Here is a 1450-nt window from a genome sequence, read left to right as displayed (position 1 = left end):
ATGGGGTTCTAGGGATTTTCCCCTCTAAAAAGACTTAATCCTCTGTAGACCACACCAATAAATGGCTGCGGAGGTGGGTTACTACTTATAAGTGTGGCAAATTAGGTAAATATCGTACATTTAATACGGAACAGCCCTGATATGGCCATCAAAAACGAAATTACTATTCTCACGAGAGCAGAACAGGCAGATCTTTATTCCCCACCCATTTTTTCAATCGAAGAACAACGTCTGTACTTTTCTCTGAACGATGCGGAATTGGCAGTTTTTCGGTCAATTCGTCTCAGAGCTCATAGATGTTACTTTGTCGCGATTTTGGGATACTTCAAATCAAAGCCCGTCATCCTAGATATCGCTTACTCGCAGGTTTCTAAGGATTTAATGTTCATCAGTAAAGAGCTGCTTGGCGGCAAGGGGCTCAGACCATTCACTCCCTCACAAAAACAAAAAGATCGACTCTACGCAAAAGTATTAGACCTTGCTGGTTATCACAAATGGGACGAAAGTCAGCACTTCAATTCTCTTTTCGACCACCTTGTTCAGGTGGGCAATGCCTGGCTGGAGCCGCGTTACCTCTTTGATACTGCTATTGAATTCCTAACCAGTCACAGCATTGCTATCCCTAGGTACACCGTACTCCAGAGACTGATAAGCAGAGCGATGCAGCAGGTCAGAAAAGACCTGGCGCACCAACTTAATCAACTCACCAGTCCTGAACTTCACGTCTTTCTGGACAGCATAACAGCCATTGATGACGGACTAAGCCTGAACCAGCTCAGAGGCGGTGCAAAAAGTCTGACCGTACCTGAACTTAAAAAAGAGCTTGCCCTTTATCATCAGTTAGCGCCATGGCGCACGCAAATCAATGGCGTTATCGATGGGCTTAATCTGTCTCTTAAAAATCGACAACACTTCGGTGAGCTCATCAACTATTACGGTAGTAAACTCAAACGATTCAAACGCGCACAGCAGCATCTATGGTTGCTATGTCACCTGACAGAGCGGATACAACTGGCACTGGAACGGTTAACTGATGGGTTCATTTACCATATCCGCAAGCAACAAGAAGCTGCCAACACCTTTGCACAACAAGCAGTGTTCCTGTCCTGGCAGTCAGCCGCGGACAATGTCACGAAAGCGGCAGAGTTACTGCATCTGTTTGTGGATGAGAACATTGATGATAATCAACCCTTCTCAGTAGTCAGACAACAGGCATTGAAGGTCATGAATGACAGGGATATCCAGACCCTCTGCCTTTACCTGAAAAAACAGAAACGGACCGTGGAAGAGTACCAGTGGCAACATTACGATGAACAATGCAATCTCCTGGAGCAACTGTTAAGGCAGGTGTTCTTGTGCCTTGAATGTGAGGCCGGTAAAGGCTCAGAAGCCGTCGTCGCCCAACTTCAACAGATGCAGACGGAAATCGCATTCGGTGGACCACTGAAGA

Annotated in this window: 1 pseudogene; it reads left to right on the top strand. The window is 46.1% G+C overall.

The features are described 5' to 3' along the window. Window positions 1-141: 141 nt before the first annotated feature. Window positions 142-1450: pseudogene (locus tag R7E47_RS24315) on the top strand (Tn3-like element ISShfr9 family transposase); the annotation flags it as partial.

The organism is Vibrio sp. Vb1026, from assembly GCF_033338745.1.
Taxonomy (GTDB): Bacteria; Pseudomonadota; Gammaproteobacteria; order Enterobacterales; family Vibrionaceae; genus Vibrio; species Vibrio alginolyticus.
This window is presented reverse-complemented; position numbering and strand designations above follow the sequence as displayed.